Raw genomic sequence first — 19,604 nt, forward strand, 5'->3', positions numbered from 1 at the left:
CGGCCTGACAGCCGACCAATGACTTGCAGGTGAACACCTGACCCTGTGGGAGCTGGCCTGCCAGCGATGACGGCCAAGCTGCAGGCGAGCTAACGCTCGGCCTGATGAATGGTGAAGAGCGAAGCGTGTACAGCGAACCCCTTGTAGGAGCGCGGCTTGCCCGCGAAGGCAGCCTGACAGCCGACCTGTTCTTGCGGATGTACGCAAGCTTTCCAAAGGCAGTGATCCTTTTGGCTTTGGCTTTGGCTTTGGCTTTGGCTTTGGCTTTGGCTTTTGACGTTGATCTTGATCTTGATCTTGTTCTCTCGCCCCTTCGGCAGACCTTAGGCGATGCCCCCTGATGGACGCCGTAGCGAGGGATCGCGGAGCCTCAGCGAGGCGCCGTACGTCGGGGCGAAGCCTTTTGGTTCCCTTTTGGCGTTTGAAAAAAGGACTCGCTGTAAGAGCGAAACCATAAGTAGCCGTTACCGCAGAAACGGATATGTACACAACCAAAAACCCAGTCGGCCCCTAGGCCGCTGAGACCGCACAAACAAAAACGGCCTCTATATAAATAGAGGCCGTTCCCGGTACAGCTTAAGACGTTATCGCAAGACAGGTCTTATTTGCGGTCTTCCAGCTTGGTGATGTCACGCGACTCGTAGCCGGTGTACAGCTGGCGAGGACGGCCAATCTTGTACGGGCTGGAGAGCATTTCTTTCCAGTGGGAGATCCAGCCGACAGTCCGCGCCAGGGCGAAGATCACGGTGAACATGCTGGTTGGAATGCCGATCGCCTTGAGGATGATCCCCGAGTAGAAGTCGACGTTCGGGTACAGCGAGCGTTCGATGAAGTACGGGTCGGTCAGCGCGATCTCTTCCAGGCGCATGGCCAGTTCGAGTTGCTTGTCGTGCTTGATACCCAGTTCCTTCAGCACTTCGTCGCAAGTCTGCTTCATGACGGTAGCGCGTGGGTCGCGGTTTTTGTAAACCCGGTGACCGAAGCCCATCAGCTTGAACGGATCGTTCTTGTCCTTGGCCTTGGCAATGTACTTGTCGATGTTCGACACATCGCCAATTTCATCGAGCATGGTCAGAACAGCTTCGTTCGCGCCGCCGTGGGCAGGGCCCCACAGTGCAGCGATGCCGGCGGCGATACAGGCGAACGGGTTGGCACCCGAAGAACCGGCCAGGCGTACAGTGGAAGTCGATGCGTTCTGCTCGTGGTCGGCATGGAGGATGAAGATCCGGTCCATGGCCTTGGCGAGTACCGGGCTGATCGGTTTGATCTCGCACGGGGTGTTGAACATCATGTGCAGGAAGTTTTCCGCGTACGTCAGGTCGTTGCGCGGGTACATCATGGGTTGGCCCATGGAGTACTTGTAAACCATCGCTGCCAGGGTCGGCATCTTGGCAACCAGGCGGATCGCGGAAATTTCGCGATGCTGCGGGTTATTGATGTCGAGGGAGTCGTGGTAGAAGGCCGAGAGGGCGCCGACTACGCCGCACATGACGGCCATTGGGTGAGCGTCGCGACGGAAGCCGTTGAAGAAGGTCTTCAGCTGCTCGTGAACCATGGTGTGGTTCTTCACGGTGCTGACGAACTGGGCCTTCTGTTCTGCGGTCGGCAATTCGCCGTTGAGCAGCAGATAGCAGGTTTCCAGGTAGTCCGATTTTTCAGCGAGCTGTTCGATCGGGTAACCGCGGTGCAGCAGAATGCCGTTGTCGCCGTCGATATAGGTGATCTTCGACTCGCAGGAAGCTGTCGACATGAAACCAGGGTCAAAGGTGAAACGGCCCGTGGCCGTCAGGCCCCGAACGTCGATTACATCGGGACCAACGGTGCCGGTTAAAATGGGCAGCTCGACGGGGGCTGCGCCCTCGATGATCAACTGCGCTTTTTTGTCAGCCATGTGGCCTCCTATTTATGCTTGAAATCATCAGACAGACCCCCCACGCAGGGCCCGCACCACTATAGTGAGATAAATTCGAATGTCAATTTGCCTAAAGTCTTGCTCCAGAAGGCTTTAACCGGACTTTTTCCTCGAAATTGACTGCCATTTACGCCTTTTATCCAACTTGTGCAATGAGCTATTAGGGGAAGGTGAACGCGTTGTCATTAGTAGCCTAACTGTCTATACTCGGCCTCCGACCGCCAGGGGCTTTTGGGCCTGCTTTACTGGGGGTCGCACTCCCTGGGTGGTGGGTACCTGACCAGTGCACTCCCCAACAACTTTGCCCTGATTGTTAGGGGCTCTTCAGTGTGAAAAAAAGCCGTGAATAGCCAACGACCTGTAAACCTAGACCTAAGGACCATCAAACTCCCAGTCACTGCTTACACGTCCATTCTTCACCGAATCTCCGGAATCATCCTCTTTGTCAGCCTGGCCATCATGCTTTATGCATTGGACAAGTCGCTCGACTCGGAAGAAGGCTTCGGTCAGGTGAAAGCGTGTCTGACCAGTCCGCTAGCCAAGCTAGTGATTTGGGGCATCCTGTCCGCCTTGCTGTATCACCTGGTTGCCGGTGTGCGCCATTTGATCATGGACATGGGCATCGGCGAGTCGCTTGAAGGCGGCAAACTGGGCTCGAAAATCGTTATCGCCGTTTCCGTGGTGGTAATCGTTCTGGCAGGAGTTTGGATATGGTAACTAACGTCACGAACCTGTCCCGTTCGGGCCTCTATGACTGGATGGCACAACGTGTGTCTGCGGTCGTTCTCGCGGCTTATTTCATTTTCCTGATCGGATACGTCGTCGCCAACCCTGGCATCGGCTACGCCCAATGGCATGAACTGTTCGCAAGCAACTGGATGCGTATTTTCAGTCTCCTGGCCCTCGTTGCCCTCGGCGCTCACGCCTGGGTCGGCATGTGGACCATCGCGACCGACTACCTGACGCCAATGGCGTTCGGCAAGTCCGCAACTGCAATACGTTTCCTTTTTCAGGCGGTATGCGGCGTTGCGATGTTCGCTTACTTCGTCTGGGGTGTGCAGATTCTCTGGGGTATCTGATTCATGTCTACTACAGTTAATACGCTTTCGTTCGACGCCATCATCATTGGCGGCGGCGGTGCTGGCATGCGTGCTGCGCTGCAACTGGCACAAGGTGGTCACAAGACTGCCGTAGTTACCAAGGTTTTCCCGACTCGTTCGCACACCGTATCCGCCCAGGGTGGCATCACCTGCGCCATCGCCTCGGCAGATCCGAACGATGACTGGCGCTGGCACATGTACGATACCGTCAAGGGTTCCGACTACATCGGTGACCAGGACGCTATCGAATACATGTGTTCCGTAGGCCCGGAAGCCGTTTTCGAACTCGAGCACATGGGTTTGCCGTTCTCCCGTACCGAACAGGGCCGCATCTATCAGCGTCCGTTCGGCGGTCAGTCGAAAGACTTCGGTAAAGGTGGCCAGGCTGCACGTACATGCGCCGCTGCCGACCGTACCGGTCACGCACTGCTGCACACCCTGTACCAGGCCAACCTCAAGGCTGGCACCGTATTCCTCAACGAATACTACGGTGTGGATCTGGTGAAGAACGAAGACGGTGCCTTTGTCGGCATGATCGTCATCTGCATCGAAACCGGCGAAACTTCCTACGTACGCGCTAACGCCACCGTATTGGCGACTGGCGGTGCAGGTCGTATCTACTCGTCCACCACCAATGCCCTGATCAACACCGGTGACGGCGTCGGCATGGCTCTGCGTGCTGGCGTGCCGGTACAAGACATTGAAATGTGGCAGTTCCACCCGACCGGCATCGCCGGCGCCGGTGTATTGGTGACTGAAGGTTGCCGCGGTGAAGGCGGTTACCTGATCAACAAGCACGGCGAGCGTTTCATGGAGCGTTATGCTCCGAACGCCAAAGACCTTGCAGGTCGTGACGTTGTTGCCCGTTCGATGGTTAAAGAAATCATCGCCGGCAACGGTTGCGGTCCGGATGGCGACCACGTAATGCTGAAACTCGATCACCTCGGTGAAGAAGTTCTGCACAGTCGTCTGCCAGGCATCATGGAACTGTCCAAGACTTTCGCCCACGTCGATCCAGCCGTGGCGCCGATTCCGGTCGTTCCAACCTGCCACTATATGATGGGCGGCGTTGCCACCAACATTCATGGCCAGGCAATCACCCAGGACGCAGACGGCGTCGACCAGATCATTCCTGGTCTGTTCGCAGTGGGCGAAGTGGCCTGCGTATCGGTTCACGGTGCCAACCGTCTGGGTGGCAACTCGCTGCTCGACCTGGTGGTATTCGGCCGTGCGGCCGGTCTGTTCCTGGAGCAGACCCTGAAAGAAGGCGTTGATTACGCCCGTCCTCGCCAGTCCGACATCGACGCAGCCCTGGCTCGTCTCGATGGCCTGAACTCGCGTACAGAAGGCGAAGACGTCGCCACTCTGCGTAAAGAACTGCAAAGCTGCATGCAGAACTACTTCGGTGTATTCCGTACCGGTGAATACATGCAGAAGGGTATTGCCCAGCTGGCTGACCTGCGTGGCCGTATCGCCAACGTCAAGATCAACGACAAGAGCCAGGCGTTCAACACCGCTCGAATCGAAGCCCTGGAACTGCAAAACCTGCTGGAAGTGGCCGAAGCCACCGCCATCGCTGCAGAGATCCGCAAAGAGTCCCGCGGCGCTCACGCCCGTGAAGACTACGAAGATCGCGACGACGAAAACTGGCTGTGCCACACCCTGTACTTCCCGGGTGACAAGCGCGTGACCAAGCGTGCCGTGAACTTCTCGCCGAAAACTGTTCCGACTTTTGAACCTAAGATTCGGACTTATTAAGGGTGGCCGCCATGTTGCAAGTCAGTGTTTATCGCTACAACCCTGATCAGGACGCTGCGCCGTTCATGCAGGAATTCCAGGTCGACACCGGTGGTAAAGACCTGATGGTGCTGGACGTGCTGGCCCTGATCAAAGAGCAGGACGAAGGTTTCTCCTATCGTCGCTCTTGCCGTGAAGGTGTTTGCGGTTCCGACGGCATGAACATCAACGGCAAAAACGGCCTGGCCTGCGTCACGCCGCTGTCTTCTGTCGTAAAAGGTAACAAGCTGATTGTTCGTCCGCTGCCAGGTTTGCCGGTTATCCGTGACCTGGTCGTCGATATGAGCATCTTCTACAAGCAATACGAGAAGGTTAAGCCATACCTGCAGAACGACACGCCGGCTCCGGCCATCGAACGTCTGCAGACCCCGGAAGAGCGTGAAAAGCTCGACGGTCTGTACGAGTGCATCCTGTGCGCTTGCTGCTCGACCTCTTGCCCGTCCTTCTGGTGGAACCCGGACAAGTTCCTGGGCCCGGCTGCACTGCTGCAAGCGTACCGCTTCCTGGCAGACAGCCGCGACACCAAGACTGCCGAGCGTCTGGCTTCGCTGGATGACCCGTTCAGCGTATTCCGCTGCCGCGGGATCATGAACTGCGTCAACGTCTGTCCGAAAGGCCTGAACCCGACTAAGGCCATCGGTCACGTGCGTAACATGCTGCTGCAAAGCGGCGTGTGATTCAGCTGTAACTGCAAGACCGCTGTACCCGTAGATGCTACGGCGCAGGCTTCAACCGGCGCCGTAGTTTTAACCTGGGCAGCAGCTTACAAGGCTGCGGCTCTTATTTTGAAGAAATGAGACAAGCAGGGGCATCCGGGCTGGTACCCGGACTATCAGCGTGATCCTAAGTGGCTTGTTTTGGTCGCTGCATTCGGACTTCTGCAAGTTTGCTCGGTGTCGACGCCGGTGGTGTTCCCCTAACCGAGGGTGACCAAGCATGCAAGAAAGCGTGATGCAGCGCATGTGGAACAGCGCCTACCTTTCAGGTGGAAACGCTGCCTATGTGGAAGAGCTTTATGAGCTCTACCTGCACGACCCTAACGCTGTGCCAGAAGAGTGGCGCACCTACTTTCAGAAGCTGCCTATTGACGGCAGCTCTGCCACCGATGTTTCGCACTCCACAATTCGCGATCATTTCGTCTTGCTGGCAAAGAACCAGCGCCGCGCCCAACCGGTTTCCGCCGGCAGCGTGAGCAGTGAGCACGAGAAGAAGCAAGTTGAAGTGCTGCGATTGATCCAGGCCTACCGTATGCGTGGCCACCAGGCAGCCCAGCTTGACCCGCTGGGGCTGTGGCAGCGTCCTGCACCTGCAGACCTGTCGATCAATCATTACGGCTTGACCAATGCCGATCTTGATACGACCTTCCGTGCCGGCGACCTGTTCATCGGCAAAGAGGAGGCGAGCCTACGCGAAATTCACGAAGCGTTGCAGCAGACATATTGCCGCACCATCGGCGCTGAATTTACGCATATCACCGATTCCGAGCAGCGCCAGTGGTTCCAGCAGCGTCTGGAAAGCGTGCGTGGTCGTCCGACGTACTCCGCCGACATCAAGAGCCACCTGCTCGAGCGCGTCACCGCCGGCGAAGGCCTGGAAAAATACCTGGGCACCAAATACCCGGGTACCAAGCGTTTCGGCCTGGAAGGCGGCGAGAGCCTGATTCCGATGCTCGACGAGTTGATCCAGCGTTCCGGTTCCTACGGTACCAAGGAAATCGTTATCGGCATGGCCCACCGCGGCCGTCTGAACGTGCTGGTCAACACCTTCGGCAAGAACCCGCGCGAGCTGTTCGACGAGTTCGAAGGCAAGAAGAAGGTCGAGCTGGGTTCCGGTGACGTTAAGTATCACCAGGGCTTCTCGTCCAACGTCATGACCACCGGCGGTGAAGTTCACCTGGCGATGGCGTTCAACCCGTCCCACCTGGAAATCGTATCTCCAGTGGTCGAGGGTTCGGTTCGCGCCCGTCAGGATCGTCGTAACGACCCTACCGGCGAGAAGGTTCTGCCGATCTCCATCCACGGTGACGCGGCATTCGCCGGTCAGGGCGTGGTGATGGAAACCTTCCAGATGTCGCAGACCCGCGGTTTCAAGACCGGCGGCACCGTGCACATCGTGATCAACAACCAGGTCGGTTTCACCATCAGCAACCCGCTGGACTCGCGTTCCACCGAGTACGCGACCGACGTTGCGAAAATGATCCAGGCGCCGATCCTCCATGTGAATGGTGATGATCCGGAAGCCGTATTGTTCGTGACCCAGTTGGCCATCGACTACCGCATGCAGTTCAAGCGTGACGTGGTAATCGACCTGGTCTGCTACCGTCGTCGTGGCCACAACGAGGCCGACGAGCCAAGTGGCACCCAGCCGATCATGTATCAGCAGATCACCAAGCAGCGCACCACCCGTGAGCTGTACGCCGATCGTCTGACCCAGGGCGGTGTACTCGACGCAGAGCGTGTTCAGGCGAAAGTCGACGAATACCGCAACGCGCTGGACAACGGCCTGCATGTTGTAAAAAGCCTGGTCAAAGAGCCGAACAAAGAGTTGTTCGTGGACTGGCGTCCGTATCTGGGCCACGCCTGGACCGCGCGTCACGACACGCGTTTCGATCTGAAAACCTTGCAGGAACTGTCCGCCAAGCTGCTGGAAATCCCGGAAGGCTTCGTGGTTCAGCGCCAGGTCTCGAAAATCTACGAAGACCGTCAGAAGATGCAAGCCGGCGGCCTGCCGATCAACTGGGGTTACGCCGAAACCATGGCGTACGCGACCCTGGCGTTCGAAGGTCACCCGATTCGCATGACGGGTCAGGACATCGGTCGCGGCACGTTCTCGCACCGTCACGCTGTCTTGCACAACCAGAAAGACGCGGGGACCTACGTCCCGCTGCAAAACCTGTACAAGGGCCAGCCACGTTTCGACCTGTACGATTCGTTCCTGTCCGAAGAAGCCGTGCTGGCGTTCGAATACGGTTACTCGACCACCACGCCTGAGGCGCTGGTGATCTGGGAAGCCCAGTTCGGCGACTTCGCCAACGGTGCCCAGGTAGTTATCGACCAGTTCATCACCAGTGGCGAGCACAAGTGGGGCCGTCTTTGCGGTCTGACCATGCTGCTGCCGCACGGTTATGAAGGTCAGGGGCCGGAGCACTCGTCGGCGCGTCTGGAGCGTTACCTGCAACTGTGCGCCGAGCACAACATTCAGGTAGCCGTACCGACCACTCCGGCCCAGATCTACCACTTGCTGCGTCGTCAGGTGATTCGCCCGCTGCGCAAGCCATTGATCGTTCTGACTCCGAAGTCGCTGCTGCGTCACAAACTGGCCATATCGACCCTGGAGGATCTGGCCGAAGGTTCGTTCCAGACCGTGATCCCGGAAATCGATGCCCAAGACCCGAAAAAGGTCGAGCGCATTGTTCTGTGTAGCGGCAAGGTCTACTACGACCTGCTGGAAAAACGCCGTGCCGAAGGTCGTGATGACATCGCCATCGTGCGTATCGAGCAGCTGTACCCGTTCCCTGAGGACGACTTGAATGAAGTCCTGGCTCCGTACACCAACCTCAAACATATCGTTTGGTGTCAGGAAGAGCCGATGAACCAGGGTGCCTGGTACTGCAGCCAGCACCACATGCGCCGCATCGTGGGCAATCACAACAAGGCACTCGTTCTCGAGTACGCCGGCCGTGATGCTTCTGCTGCACCTGCTTGTGGTTATGCATCGATGCACGCTGAGCAGCAGGAAAAACTGCTGCAAGACGCCTTTACTGTTTAACGCCTTCGCGCACCTGAAACCGAATTTAAGGACCCACAGATAATGGCTATCGAAATCAAAGCCCCCACTTTCCCGGAATCGGTTGCCGATGGCACCGTTGCCACCTGGCACAAAAAACCGGGCGACGCTGTAAAGCGTGACGACCTGATCGTCGACATCGAAACCGACAAGGTTGTGCTGGAAGTGTTGGCTACCGCTGACGGCGTGCTGGGCGCTATCGTCAAGAACGAAGGCGACACCGTTCTGTCCGACGAAGTGCTGGGCTCCATCGAAGCGGGCGGCGCTGCTGCCGCTCCAGCTGCTGCCGCGGCTCCGGCTGCTGCACAAGCTGCTGCGCCAGCCGCCGAAGGCGAAGACGATCCTGTTGCTGCACCGGCTGCTCGCAAGCTGGCTGAAGAAAACGGCATCAACATCGCTTCCGTTGCCGGCACTGGCAAAGGCGGTCGTGTGACCAAGGAAGACGTGGTTGCAGCCGTTGCTGCCAAGAAAGCCGCTCCGGCTGCCGCGCCTGCCAAGGCTGCTGCTCCGGCTGCCGCTGCTCCTGTGTTCGCCGCTGGCGACCGCATCGAGAAGCGCGTTCCGATGACCCGCGTTCGCGCTACCGTGGCCAAGCGCCTGGTAGAAGCCCAGTCGAACATGGCGATGCTGACCACCTTCAACGAAGTCGACATGACTGAAGTCATGGCCCTGCGTTCGAAGTACAAAGACCTGTTCGAGAAGTCCCACAACGGCGTGCGCCTGGGCTTCATGTCGTTCTTCGTCAAGGCTGCCACTGAAGCGCTGAAACGCTTCCCGGCTGTCAACGCGTCGATCGACGGTGCCGACATCGTTTACCACGGTTATGCCGACGTCGGCGTGGCTGTTTCCAGCGACCGCGGCCTGGTTGTACCGGTTCTGCGTAACGCCGAACTGATGAGCCTGGCTGAAATCGAAGGCGGCATCGCCACCTTCGGCAAGAAGGCTCGCGACGGCAAACTGTCGATGGACGAAATGACCGGCGGTACGTTCACCATCACCAACGGTGGTACTTTCGGTTCGATGATGTCGACTCCGATCGTCAACCCGCCGCAAGCGGCCATCCTGGGCATGCACAACATTCTGCAGCGTCCTATGGCGATCAACGGTCAGGTCGTGATCCGTCCGATGATGTACCTCGCTCTGTCCTACGATCACCGTCTGATCGATGGCAAAGAAGCTGTGACCTTCCTGGTTACCATCAAGAACCTGCTGGAAGACCCGGCTCGTTTGCTGCTGGATATCTAAAAAGCAGCTGCAAGCTGCAAGCTGCAAGCCTCAAGCGCAAAACATGCGAATGGGCTTCAACTTGCAGCTCGCGGCTTGAAGCTTGCTGCTAAAAGGGAACCTTTTTTATGACTCAGAAATTCGACGTGGTAGTGATTGGCGCGGGCCCTGGCGGCTACGTGGCTGCCATTAAAGCAGCGCAACTGGGCCTCTCCACTGCCTGCATCGAGAAATACACCGACAAGGAAGGCAAACTGGCCCTCGGCGGTACTTGCCTGAACGTCGGCTGCATTCCATCCAAGGCGCTGCTGGACAGCTCCTGGAAGTACAAGGAAGCCAAAGAAGGCTTCGCGATCCACGGCATCAATCACGCTGGCGTGACCATGGACGTGGCGGCAATGGTTGGCCGTAAAGCCAACATCGTCAAAGGCCTGACCTCTGGCGTTGCCACCCTGTTCAAGGCGAACGGCGTCACTTCCCTGCAAGGCCACGGCAAGCTGCTGGCTGGCAAGAAAGTCGAGCTGACCAAGCCAGACGGCACCGTTGAAATCATCGAAGCCGAGAACGTGATTCTGGCTTCGGGCTCGCGTCCGATCGACATTCCACCGGCTCCGGTTGACCAGAACGTCATCGTCGATTCGACCGGCGCGCTGGAATTCCAATCCGTTCCCAAGCGTCTGGGCGTGATCGGCGCTGGCGTCATCGGTCTGGAACTGGGTTCGGTCTGGTCGCGTCTGGGTTCGCAAGTGGTTGTCCTGGAAGCGCTGGAAAAGTTCCTGCCAGCCGCTGACGAAGCCGTTTCCAAAGAAGCCTTCAAGACCCTGACCAAACAAGGTCTGGACATCAAGCTGGGCGCTCGCGTTACCGGTTCCAAAGTGAACGGCGACGAAGTCGTGGTGAACTACACCGATGCCAACGGCGAACAGAACATCACCTTCGACAAGCTGATCGTTGCCGTTGGTCGCCGTCCAGTGACCACCGAACTGTTGGCTGCCGACAGCGGTGTGAACATCGACGAGCGCGGTTTCGTATTCGTTGACGACCAGTGCGCCACCAGCGTACCGGGCGTTTACGCGATCGGTGACGTGGTTCGCGGCATGATGCTGGCGCACAAGGCGTCCGAAGAAGGCATCATGGTGGTTGAGCGCATCAAGGGCCACAAAGCCCAAATCAACTATGACCTGATCCCGTCTGTTATTTATACTCACCCGGAAATCGCGTGGGTCGGCAAGACCGAGCAGGTATTGAAGGCTGAAGGCGTTGAAGTTAACGTTGGCACCTTCCCGTTCGCAGCCAGTGGCCGTGCCATGGCAGCCAACGACACCGGCGGTTTCGTGAAAGTCATTGCTGATGCCAAGACTGACCGCGTATTGGGCGTCCACGTGATTGGCCCGAGCGCTGCAGAACTGGTTCAGCAGGGCGCGATCGGCATGGAGTTCGGCACCAGCGCTGAAGACCTGGGCATGATGGTTTTCTCCCATCCGACCTTGTCTGAAGCCTTGCACGAAGCTGCTCTGGCTGTGAATGGCGGCGCCATCCACATCGCCAACCGCAAGAAGCGTTAAGACAATAAGAAACCACGGCGGTATGGCCCGTCGTGAGCCTTGCATGCAAGACTCACCGCGGAATATCCGCTGGACGCAGTCTTGCGTAGCTGCACCGGTTGTCCGGAAAGACTACGCAAGCAGCAGTCACAGGTGGTGCGGCACTTGAACAAGTGCAGCACCGAATGCGCAGTACCTAACGAAGACGGTAATAAGCATGAATCTTCACGAGTATCAGGGTAAGCAGCTGTTCGCTGAGTACGGCCTGCCAGTATCCCAGGGTTTCGCAGTAGACACCCCGGAAGCAGCAGCAGAAGCTTGCGACAAAATCGGCGGCACCGAGTGGGTTGTCAAAGCCCAGGTCCACGCTGGTGGTCGCGGTAAAGCGGGCGGCGTAAAGCTGGTTCGCAGCAAAGAAGACGCCAAGGCATTCGCACAGCAGTGGCTGGGCAAGCGCCTGGTGACTTACCAGACTGACGCCAATGGCCAGCCAGTCACCAAGATCCTGGTTGAATCGTGCACTGATATCGCTAAAGAGCTGTACCTGGGCGCTGTCGTTGACCGTTCGAGCCGTCGCATCGTGTTCATGGCTTCCACCGAAGGTGGCGTGGACATCGAGAAAATCGCTCACGACACTCCAGAAAAAATTCTGAAAGCCACGATCGATCCACTGGTTGGCGCCCAGCCATTCCAGGGTCGCGAGCTGGCATTCCAGCTGGGTCTGGAAGGCAAGCAAGTTGCTCAGTTCGCCAAGATCTTCGTAGGTCTGGCCAAGCTGTTCAAGGATCACGACCTGGCTCTGCTGGAAGTGAACCCGCTGGTGATCAAGGCTGACGGCGATCTGCATTGCCTCGACGCCAAGATCAACATCGACGCCAACGCCATGTACCGTCAGCCTAAGCTGAAGACTTTCCACGATCCGTCGCAAGACGATCCGCGCGAAGCGCACGCTGCCAAGTTCGAACTGAACTACGTAGCGCTGGAAGGCAACATCGGTTGCATGGTCAACGGTGCTGGCCTGGCCATGGGTACCATGGACATCGTCAACCTGCATGGCGGCAAACCAGCCAACTTCCTCGACGTGGGCGGCGGTGCTACCAAAGAACGCGTTACCGAAGCGTTCAAGATCATCCTGTCCGACACTAACGTCGCTGCAGTATTGGTCAACATCTTCGGCGGCATCGTTCGTTGCGACATGATTGCCGAAGGCATCATCGGCGCTGTGAAAGAAGTCGGCGTGAAAATCCCGGTTGTTGTTCGCCTTGAAGGCAACAACGCTGAGCTGGGCGCTAAAGTACTGGCAGAAAGCGGTTTGAACATCATCGCTGCTACCAGCCTGACCGACGCTGCTCAACAAGTCGTTAAAGCTGCGGAGGGCAAATAATGAGCGTCCTGATCAATAAAGACACCAAAGTTATCTGCCAGGGTATTACCGGTTCGCAAGGTAGTTTCCACACCCAGCAAGCCATCGAATACGGCACCAAGATGGTTGGCGGCGTAACTCCAGGCAAAGGCGGCACCGAGCACCTGGGCCTGCCAGTGTTCAACACCGTGAAAGACGCTGTAGCTGCCACTGGCGCTACCGCCAGCGTGATCTACGTTCCGGCTCCTTTCTGCAAGGATTCGATCCTGGAAGCTGCTTTCGGCGGCATCAAGCTGATCGTCTGCATCACCGAAGGCATTCCTACCCTGGACATGCTGGACGCTAAAGTTAAGTGCGACGAGCTGGGCGTAGTCCTGATCGGTCCTAACTGCCCAGGCGTGATCACTCCAGGCGAATGCAAGATCGGCATCATGCCAGGTCACATTCACTTGCCAGGCAAGGTCGGTATCGTTTCCCGTTCCGGCACCCTGACCTACGAAGCTGTGAAGCAAACTACTGACGCCGGTTTCGGTCAGTCGACTTGCGTCGGCATCGGTGGTGACCCGATCCCGGGTTCGAACTTCATCGACATCCTGAAGCTGTTCCAGGAAGACCCGAAGACCGAAGCGATCGTCATGATCGGTGAGATCGGCGGTTCGGCTGAAGAAGAAGCGGCTGCCTACATCAAGGCACACGTGACCAAGCCGGTTGTTTCCTACATCGCTGGTGTGACTGCCCCTGCGGGCAAGCGCATGGGCCATGCTGGCGCAATCATCTCTGGCGGCAAAGGCACTGCAGACGAGAAGTTTGCTGCCCTGGAAGACGCAGGCGTTAAAACCGTGCGTTCGCTGGCAGACATCGGCAAGGCATTGTCCGAGCTGACCGGTTGGGCGATCAAATAAGCCTCGCGCTTAGCTGACGCTTCACCAAACAAAGGCCACCTTCGGGTGGCCTTTGTCGTTTCTGGTGTTTAGATATTTGCAGTGCTTTTTGTGGCGAGGGAGCTTGCGAAGCGGCCCCAAAACAGGCCGTCGAAGATTGTCCGGTACGCCGCATGCAATGGATTTACCACTGCTGCGCAGCCGAGCGGAAGCAAGTTCCCTCGCCACGGGGCTCTTCTTAGGTAAATTAGATATGTAAACGCGACACGGAAATGTCGCGTATCGGATAGATCGCCCCTTAACAGTGCGTTTGTCGGGCAAATTCGTTAGGCTAGCCGCCATTTTTGCGTTTGCGTCCCACAAGGAAGCGTCGCGCTAAACGGGTCAGTCCTATACGGACCGACAGCATTTCCCTCACCCCTCAGGGAAATCCCTCTCTAAATTCCGATTCAGTAGTGTGGTATTTCCTTAATGAAAGTCTTGAAAGGTCAGGACATCCTGGCACTTGGTTTTATGACGTTTGCCCTGTTTGTCGGGGCTGGCAACATCATCTTCCCGCCTATCGTCGGTTTGCAGTCCGGGCCCAATGTCTGGATGGCGGCGCTAGGCTTCTTGATCACGGCAGTCGGTTTGCCGGTGATCACCGTGGTTGCGTTGGCCAAGGTCGGTGGTGCGATGGATGCCTTGAGCAGCCCGATCGGCAAAATCGCCGGCGGCCTGCTGGCCGCTGCGTGCTACCTCGCGGTCGGCCCGCTGTTCGCCACGCCGCGTACCGCGACCGTATCGTTCGAAGTGGGTCTGGCGCCGCTGACCGGCGAGAGCCCGCTGGCGCTGTTCCTCTACAGCTCGGTGTACTTCCTGCTGGTGTTCTTCATTTCGCTCTATCCGGGCCGTTTGCTGGATACCGTAGGACGTTTCCTCGCCCCCCTGAAGATCATCGCCCTGGCCGCACTCGGCATCGCCGCATTCGCGCTGCCTGCCGGTGACATCGGCGTGGCGACGCCTGAGTATGTCGCGGCGCCGTTCTCCCAAGGGTTCATCAACGGTTACCTGACCATGGATACCCTTGGCGCGCTGGTGTTCGGCATTGTCATCGTCAACGCGATCCGCTCCCGTGGCGTCGAGTCACCAGCGCTGATCACCCGCTACGCGATCATTGCCGGGCTGATTGCCGGCGTGGGCCTGGCGCTGGTGTATGTCAGCCTGTTTCGTCTCGGTTCCGGCAGTCATGAAGTGGCGGCCGGTGCAGCCAACGGTGCCGCGGTGTTGCACGCCTATGTTCAGCACACCTTTGGTTCGCTGGGCAGCGGTTTCCTGGCGGTGCTGATCTCCCTGGCCTGTCTGGTCACCGCGGTCGGTCTGACGTGTGCATGCGCCGAATACTTCAGCCGTGTGCTGCCACTGTCCTACAAGACATTGGTCATCATCCTCGCCGTGTTCTCCCTGTTTGTGTCCAACCTGGGCCTCACCAAGCTGATTGCGTTCTCGATCCCGGTACTGACGGCGATTTACCCGCCGTGCATCGCCCTGGTAGCGCTGAGCTTCTGCAAAGACTTCTGGCATGAACAGGGCCGTATCGTTGGCCCCGTGATGTTGGTGTCGTTCATCTTCGGCATGATCGATGCGCTCAAGGGGGCGGGGCTGGCGGACTGGATGCCAGCTCAGCTGTCCCACCTGCCGTTGAGCGAGCAAGGTCTGGCGTGGCTGGTGCCGTCGGTGATGACCTTGGTGGTTGCGGTGGTTTGCGATCGTCTGCTGGGCAAGCGCGAAGAAGTGCTGGCTTAAGTTGCTTCATGGCCCGCCACAAGCGGGTCTTGAGTCGCTATAGAAATGCCCCGTATCAATCGATACCGGGCATTTTTTTATCACCAGTTACTACTCTCTGGTGGCTAGAAACCGCGCAACAGTCGCCCTGTCAAAAAAATACCGGCAGTCACCCGAAGCAATGATTTTTTGATCGGGTTGCACAACCACCGATTTCCAGAACTCGTAATCTTTTCCAAAGCGGGTATTCAGAAAGCCTTCGTCGCCGAACGTGATGTCGAGTTTTCCCGTAGCCTCATAACGGGCGATCAGCGTACTCTCTCTGCTTCTCGCGCCTGACAGGCCAACGACGACAATTCCATGTGCAGGGTCTCCGCCAATGTCGGACCATGCGTTGGCTGCGCTTGATGGCAACTCGGACACCACCGCTTTGCCACCGTTGAAAACAAGATTTGGCCAACCATTTCCATTAAACGCTGCAAGCACTCCCCGGCGGCCGTTGCCCCAAACATCGTTCGGGGTTCGGTCCAACGAGCCAGTCACGAACGTACTGCCATCTTCGCGCAGTAACAGGCCTGAAAATACTGTATCGGCTTCGTCGATGCGGATTTTCGTGATGCCGCTCGTCCCAAAGGAATTGTCTGGAGTTCCATCAGCTTTGAAGCGGGCGACGATACCTTCGTTCTGAGGGCTAAAGCCTACGGAGCTGGATCCGACGACAGTAATGGCGCCATCAGCGGACGCGCCGACTGCATGGATGACGAAATCGACATTGATGCTACCGCTTCCGTTAAATGACAGATCAAGTTTGCCGTCTGGGTCGTATCGAAAGATGCTCATCCAACCCGCCATTATGATCTCGCCATTTGGACCGATTGCAGTGTTGGAGGTTGGTTGAGTCATTGAAAGATGGGGTCTGGTTGAAACGGCCAGGTTACTCAAGTGGGTTGGGTAGGGATTCAGTACCAGACCTTCATCGCCAAACGTGTAATCAGGTTTGCCGTTTTCGAGAAAGCGCGCGAAAGCAAGATACTCAATATCGTCGCGGTGTGTACCAATGACCAGGATCTTCCCATCTTTGTAAAGTTGGGCGCCGTGTAGAGAGGCCCGAGATCCAACCTTAAACCCGCCCTTGAGTATTCCGTCATCCGCAAAATCAGGATCCCGGCTGCCATCTTCCAGCAGTTGTACAAGCTGGAAGTCTTGATGACCTTCCCAGTAGACGCCGCCTGCCAGAAGTAACTTCTCGTCGGGTCTTCTGGAAACAATTTGCAGTGGGTCACTTCCTGCAGAAAATTGATAGGCTACGCCAGCCTCCCCAAAAAACGGATCAAGCCATTGTTCATCAGGAGCCGCGGCTGATTTTTTTTGGGGGCTGAGCATAGGAATTCTCCAGGTGCCGATTGATAAAGTTCAAGAGGCTACGAGCGATACCTTGGAGGCTAACCGGTAAAAATAAGACTGAATAGCTGTCAAATATGACAGCTATTGATGATGTTCAATCGATAGAATTTAATGAAGTGCGCCCTTTTTCGACTTTGCATTGAACAAGCGCTTATGTAACGTTAAACGCGAGAGGTAGTGGTTGCCTTGCACAGCCAATTCGTATTGAAAACTCAGCTTCAGCCCACGTTTAAGGACCTGCATGTCGTTCATCCACGCCAATATCATCCACATCGTTGCCGCGCTGTGGTTTGTCATCTGCTGGGGCGGTTACACCCGCTATGCCTCATGGAAGGGCCGCGACACCGCATGCCTGGCCAGTGTGCTGCACCTGTACCGTGAAGACTGGATGCGCCGCATGCTCTTGCGCGACAACCGCATCGCCGACGCCAGCGTGGTCGGCAACCTGGAGCGTAACGCCTCGTTCTTTGCCTCCAGCACGCTGATTATCCTGGCTGGCATTCTCACCGTACTCGGTGCGTCGGAACGGGCCGTGTCGTTGCTGGCGGATATTCCAATGGTGCAACAGGCGTCGCAGGGGATGTCCGAGATCAAGTTACTGTGCCTGGCGCTGGTGTTTGTCTATGCGTTCTTCACCTTCAGCTGGTGCATGCGCCAGTACAACTTCGCCGCCATTTTGATCGGGTCGGCGCCGATGATTGGCGAACGTCACGTGTCCGAACAAGAGCGCAAAGCCTTCGCCGCCCGAGCCGCCCGGGTAATTTCCATGGCGGCCAACCAGTTCAACTTTGGCCTGCGTTCTTACTACTTTGGCATGACCATGCTGGCCTGGTTCGTCAGCCCATGGCTGTTCATGTTGATGAGTGCTGGCGTGGTGCTGGTGTTGTATCGCCGGGAGTTTCATTCCGACGTTCTCGATGTGATGGTCTATACCCCTACAGAGGCGCCATTGCCCGAAGCCAATAAAGAGGCCGCTTGATGAGTATTCCGTTCTGGTGCGTGTTTATCAGCGCCTTGCTGATCTACGTGGCCCGCATGCCCGTGACCAAGGCCATGAAAGAGCAGGGCGGTTACAACAATCACCTGCCGCGTCAGCAACAGGCGCAACTCACAGGTTTCGGCGCCCGTGCAGTGGCGGCGCATCAAAACAGCTTCGAGGCGTTCATATTGTTTGCGGTGGGGGTGTTGATGGCGCACACCACGCAGACGGCGGGGTGGCTGATCGATTCGCTGGCCATCATCTTTGTGATTTCCCGAATCATTTATTTACTGTGCTATTGGGCGGATCTTGCCTGGCAGCGCAGCCTGGTATGGATCGTCGGACTAGTGTGTTCGTTGCTGTTGATGATTAGTCCGACTTTTAGAACTGTTTTGCTCTAAAGGGTCGAATGACAGACAAAAGAAAACCCGCACTTGGCGGGTTTTCTTTTATCACGCTAAAAACTGTTTTAGTTTTTAGGTGCTTCAGCAGGAGCGGCTGGAGCCGACTCTTGAACAGCGGCTTTGTTCGATTCGGCCTGAGCTTTGGCAGCTTCGGCGTTTTCTTTCGCAGCTTCGTTCACTTTATCCTGAGCTTCGCCCATTTTTTCCTGAGCTTGCTCAGCATGTTGGTTAGCATCTTGAGCTTTGTCCTCGGATTTTTTATCGCAAGCAGCGAGACCGAGGGAAGCGGTCAACATCAAGGCAATAGCTAAAGTCTTACGCATGGGGTGTATCTCCTTATGGAAAATATCTACTGGCCTTTCGAGCACAGCCCCCAAGGTTAAGTTCCTCAAATCGTTCAGATATATAAGAATATTCCTGCGGGAACTTTTACGAATACGCCGAATACGATTTCCGACTATTAAGAAGAGTGTTTATCACATGGCCGAAAACCCCGTTTTTGAGCGCGCGACGCGATTTCTTTCGGCACTCAGGCATTGTCAGGTGTTGGGTTTGCGGGTTCACAGCGCCAGCAACGAAGGGCTGACGGTCATCCTGCCGTACAGCCCGCAAATCGTCGGCAACCCGCAGACCGGTGTGATCCATGGCGGGGCTTTGACCTCGCTGATGGACACCGCGTGTGGCATGTCGACCCTCTGCGTCCTGCCCGAATTTGAAGTCTGCCCGACCCTCGATTTGCGCATCGACTACATGCACGCCGCCGAGCCTCATAAGGATGTCTACGGTTTCGCCCAATGCTACCGGGTGACCACCGACGTGATCTTCGCCCGAGGCTTTGCCTACCAGGACGATCCCGAGCAGCCCATCGCCCATGTCGTCGGCACGTTCATGCGCATGGGCAAAGCCGTCAAAGGCGCCAAGGGTTTTGGCGGTGCAATCGCCGGAGGTGCGAAATGACTGACTCTTTCAAGGAGCAACTCCAGCAAGCCCACGCGCAGGGGGACTATGCCTCGCTGCTGCACCTGCTGCCTTACGCCAAACTGATCGGCATCGAGTGTTCCCGTGTCGGGGATGAGCTGCTGTTTCGCTTGCCGGCCAACAAGGACAACATTGGTAACCCTTTACTGCCGGCCATCCATGGCGGGGTGATCGCCGGGTTCATGGAGCTGTCCGCAGCGCTGCACCTGCTGATTTTCACCGGCTCGCCCGGTGTACCGAAGATCATCGATTTCTCCCTCGACTACCTGCGAGCCGGGCAGTTTCGCGATACGTGGGCCAAATGTCAGGTTTGCCGCCAGGGCCGACGCGTGGCAAACGTGGCGATTACAGCCTGGCAAACCACCGAAGCCGAGCCGATTGCCACCGCCCGCGGTCATTTCAAAATTGAAGAGCCCTTGAAATCCTGAACTCAGCCCCAAACTCTGATGACAACCCGCCGCCGACCCT

18 protein-coding genes are annotated in these 19,604 nt (G+C 57.1%); 15 read left to right on the forward strand and 3 right to left on the reverse strand.

The annotated features are described in order from the left end of the window. Positions 1-125 precede the first annotated feature (125 nt). On the forward strand, positions 126-341 hold the full coding sequence (locus FHL16_RS26745) for a hypothetical protein (protein ID WP_138739078.1): 216 nt from the start codon (positions 126-128) through the stop codon (positions 339-341). Between the two features lie 260 nt (positions 342-601). Here the strand turns inward: FHL16_RS26745 and gltA are convergent, their stop codons facing one another. Next, entirely contained in the window at positions 602-1,891 is a 1,290-nt protein-coding gene (gene gltA, locus FHL16_RS26750) for a citrate synthase (RefSeq protein WP_010456856.1), read from the reverse strand. Positions 1,892-2,254: 363 nt separating this feature from the next. Between gltA and sdhC the strand changes: the two genes are divergently transcribed. The 10 genes from sdhC to brnQ all read left to right on the forward strand — a co-directional run bounded on the left by sdhC (position 2,255) and on the right by brnQ (position 15,392). Continuing rightward, on the forward strand, positions 2,255-2,629 hold the full coding sequence (gene sdhC / locus FHL16_RS26755; protein ID WP_010456855.1) for a succinate dehydrogenase, cytochrome b556 subunit: 375 nt from the start codon (positions 2,255-2,257) through the stop codon (positions 2,627-2,629). After that, positions 2,623-2,991, forward strand: a complete 369-nt coding sequence (gene sdhD / locus FHL16_RS26760) for a succinate dehydrogenase, hydrophobic membrane anchor protein (protein WP_007945134.1) — start codon at positions 2,623-2,625, stop codon at positions 2,989-2,991. Before sdhC ends, sdhD begins: the two co-directional genes overlap by 7 nt. Before the next feature lie 3 nt (positions 2,992-2,994). Further along, on the forward strand, positions 2,995-4,770 hold the full coding sequence (gene sdhA, locus FHL16_RS26765) for a succinate dehydrogenase flavoprotein subunit (RefSeq protein WP_008032662.1): 1,776 nt from the start codon (positions 2,995-2,997) through the stop codon (positions 4,768-4,770). An 11-nt stretch (positions 4,771-4,781) separates the two neighbouring features. Beyond that, positions 4,782-5,486 carry a succinate dehydrogenase iron-sulfur subunit gene (locus tag FHL16_RS26770; protein WP_010456852.1) on the forward strand — a complete coding sequence of 235 codons (705 nt, stop codon included), beginning with the start codon at positions 4,782-4,784 and terminating at the stop codon, positions 5,484-5,486. 259 nt (positions 5,487-5,745) lie between these two features. Beyond that, positions 5,746-8,577 (forward strand): 2-oxoglutarate dehydrogenase E1 component, encoded by a 2,832-nt coding sequence (locus tag FHL16_RS26775; RefSeq protein WP_077749771.1) that lies wholly within the window; start codon positions 5,746-5,748, stop codon positions 8,575-8,577. A gap of 42 nt (positions 8,578-8,619) precedes the next feature. Beyond that, positions 8,620-9,840, forward strand: coding sequence for a 2-oxoglutarate dehydrogenase complex dihydrolipoyllysine-residue succinyltransferase (odhB, locus tag FHL16_RS26780; RefSeq protein WP_010456848.1), 1,221 nt, complete (start codon positions 8,620-8,622; stop codon positions 9,838-9,840). Positions 9,841-9,947: 107 nt separating this feature from the next. Further along, positions 9,948-11,384, forward strand: a complete 1,437-nt coding sequence (gene lpdA, locus FHL16_RS26785) for a dihydrolipoyl dehydrogenase (protein WP_077749772.1) — start codon at positions 9,948-9,950, stop codon at positions 11,382-11,384. A 196-nt stretch (positions 11,385-11,580) separates the two neighbouring features. Continuing rightward, positions 11,581-12,747, forward strand: a complete 1,167-nt coding sequence (sucC, locus tag FHL16_RS26790; RefSeq protein ID WP_008148602.1) for an ADP-forming succinate--CoA ligase subunit beta — start codon at positions 11,581-11,583, stop codon at positions 12,745-12,747. Then, the gene (gene sucD, locus FHL16_RS26795; RefSeq protein WP_008148605.1) at positions 12,747-13,628 is read left to right on the forward strand and encodes a succinate--CoA ligase subunit alpha; all 882 of its coding nucleotides are present in this window, start codon (positions 12,747-12,749) and stop codon (positions 13,626-13,628) included. Before sucC ends, sucD begins: the two co-directional genes overlap by 1 nt. Positions 13,629-14,078: 450 nt before the next feature. Then, on the forward strand, positions 14,079-15,392 hold the full coding sequence (gene brnQ, locus FHL16_RS26800; protein WP_010456842.1) for a branched-chain amino acid transport system II carrier protein: 1,314 nt from the start codon (positions 14,079-14,081) through the stop codon (positions 15,390-15,392). 90 nt (positions 15,393-15,482) lie between these two features. Here brnQ and FHL16_RS26805 read toward each other — a convergent pair whose 3' ends face one another. Next, positions 15,483-16,754, reverse strand: coding sequence for a hypothetical protein (locus FHL16_RS26805; protein ID WP_077749773.1), 1,272 nt, complete (start codon positions 16,752-16,754; stop codon positions 15,483-15,485). Between the two features lie 262 nt (positions 16,755-17,016). On the opposite strand from FHL16_RS26805, the gene FHL16_RS26810 reads away from it, so the two are divergent. Together FHL16_RS26810 and FHL16_RS26815 are read left to right on the forward strand one after the other, a co-directional pair. Next, complete coding sequence (locus FHL16_RS26810) at positions 17,017-17,754, forward strand: DUF599 domain-containing protein (protein WP_010456838.1); 738 nt, start codon at positions 17,017-17,019, stop codon at positions 17,752-17,754. Beyond that, a complete protein-coding gene (locus tag FHL16_RS26815; protein WP_010456836.1) occupies positions 17,754-18,155 on the forward strand; it encodes an MAPEG family protein in 402 nt (133 codons plus the stop codon). Before FHL16_RS26810 ends, FHL16_RS26815 begins: the two co-directional genes overlap by 1 nt. 68 nt (positions 18,156-18,223) lie before the next feature. On the opposite strand, the gene FHL16_RS26820 is transcribed toward FHL16_RS26815, so the two are convergent. Then, positions 18,224-18,481 carry a hypothetical protein gene (locus FHL16_RS26820; RefSeq protein WP_010456834.1) on the reverse strand — a complete coding sequence of 86 codons (258 nt, stop codon included), beginning with the start codon at positions 18,479-18,481 and terminating at the stop codon, positions 18,224-18,226. A gap of 157 nt (positions 18,482-18,638) precedes the next feature. On the opposite strand from FHL16_RS26820, the gene FHL16_RS26825 reads away from it, so the two are divergent. Next, complete coding sequence (locus FHL16_RS26825) at positions 18,639-19,115, forward strand: PaaI family thioesterase (RefSeq protein ID WP_077749774.1); 477 nt, start codon at positions 18,639-18,641, stop codon at positions 19,113-19,115. Further along, the gene (locus FHL16_RS26830; RefSeq protein WP_010456830.1) at positions 19,112-19,564 is read left to right on the forward strand and encodes a PaaI family thioesterase; all 453 of its coding nucleotides are present in this window, start codon (positions 19,112-19,114) and stop codon (positions 19,562-19,564) included. Before FHL16_RS26825 ends, FHL16_RS26830 begins: the two co-directional genes overlap by 4 nt. Positions 19,565-19,604 lie beyond the last annotated feature (40 nt).

Source organism: Pseudomonas sp. FSL W5-0299, assembly GCF_005930655.1.
Classification (GTDB): domain Bacteria; phylum Pseudomonadota; class Gammaproteobacteria; order Pseudomonadales; family Pseudomonadaceae; genus Aquipseudomonas; species Aquipseudomonas mandelii.

Bases quoted from the DNA above. Each gene is read 5' to 3' on its own strand.
- gltA (WP_010456856.1), bottom strand. From the start codon at position 1,891: ATGGCTGACAAAAAAGCGCAGTTGATCATCGAGGGCGCAGCCCCCGTC.
- sdhD (WP_007945134.1), top strand. From the start codon at position 2,623: ATGGTAACTAACGTCACGAACCTGTCCCGTTCGGGCCTCTATGACTGG.
- sdhA (WP_008032662.1), top strand. From the start codon at position 2,995: ATGTCTACTACAGTTAATACGCTTTCGTTCGACGCCATCATCATTGGC.
- FHL16_RS26770 (WP_010456852.1), top strand. From the start codon at position 4,782: ATGTTGCAAGTCAGTGTTTATCGCTACAACCCTGATCAGGACGCTGCG.
- FHL16_RS26775 (WP_077749771.1), top strand. From the start codon at position 5,746: ATGCAAGAAAGCGTGATGCAGCGCATGTGGAACAGCGCCTACCTTTCA.
- odhB (WP_010456848.1), top strand. From the start codon at position 8,620: ATGGCTATCGAAATCAAAGCCCCCACTTTCCCGGAATCGGTTGCCGAT.
- lpdA (WP_077749772.1), top strand. From the start codon at position 9,948: ATGACTCAGAAATTCGACGTGGTAGTGATTGGCGCGGGCCCTGGCGGC.
- sucC (WP_008148602.1), top strand. From the start codon at position 11,581: ATGAATCTTCACGAGTATCAGGGTAAGCAGCTGTTCGCTGAGTACGGC.
- sucD (WP_008148605.1), top strand. From the start codon at position 12,747: ATGAGCGTCCTGATCAATAAAGACACCAAAGTTATCTGCCAGGGTATT.
- brnQ (WP_010456842.1), top strand. From the start codon at position 14,079: ATGAAAGTCTTGAAAGGTCAGGACATCCTGGCACTTGGTTTTATGACG.
- FHL16_RS26805 (WP_077749773.1), bottom strand. From the start codon at position 16,754: ATGCTCAGCCCCCAAAAAAAATCAGCCGCGGCTCCTGATGAACAATGG.
- FHL16_RS26810 (WP_010456838.1), top strand. From the start codon at position 17,017: ATGTCGTTCATCCACGCCAATATCATCCACATCGTTGCCGCGCTGTGG.
- FHL16_RS26815 (WP_010456836.1), top strand. From the start codon at position 17,754: ATGAGTATTCCGTTCTGGTGCGTGTTTATCAGCGCCTTGCTGATCTAC.
- FHL16_RS26820 (WP_010456834.1), bottom strand. From the start codon at position 18,481: ATGCGTAAGACTTTAGCTATTGCCTTGATGTTGACCGCTTCCCTCGGT.
- FHL16_RS26825 (WP_077749774.1), top strand. From the start codon at position 18,639: ATGGCCGAAAACCCCGTTTTTGAGCGCGCGACGCGATTTCTTTCGGCA.
- FHL16_RS26830 (WP_010456830.1), top strand. From the start codon at position 19,112: ATGACTGACTCTTTCAAGGAGCAACTCCAGCAAGCCCACGCGCAGGGG.